A 272-nucleotide genomic window follows, 5' to 3' on the forward strand; every position below is an offset into this window, starting at 1 on the left:
GGTTACGGCGTGGGCCTCGTGCTCGCGACCGGCATCGTCGCGCTGCTGAGCCATCTGCTCGGCGAGACGGCGTTCCGCGCCTGGGGCTGGCGTCTGCCGTTCGTCTTCAGCGTGGTGCTCGTGCTGGTCGGCCTGTGGGTGCGTTCGAGCATGGACGAGTCGCGCGAATTCGTCGAAAAGGTCGAGCACGGCCATCGCAAGCTCAAGATGCCGGTGCTCGAAGCGCTGACGCGTCATCCGAAGGCCTTCGTCTATATCGTCGCGCTGCGTCT

At 65.8% G+C, this 272-nt stretch carries 1 pseudogene; it reads left to right on the top strand.

Annotated features, from left to right (window positions below):
* Window positions 1-272 (top strand): annotated as a pseudogene (locus SB751_RS30515) (MFS transporter); the annotation flags it as partial.

Origin of the sequence: Cupriavidus sp. SIMBA_020, from assembly GCF_046535395.1 — a bacterium.
Taxonomy (GTDB): Bacteria; Pseudomonadota; Gammaproteobacteria; order Burkholderiales; family Burkholderiaceae; genus Cupriavidus; species Cupriavidus campinensis.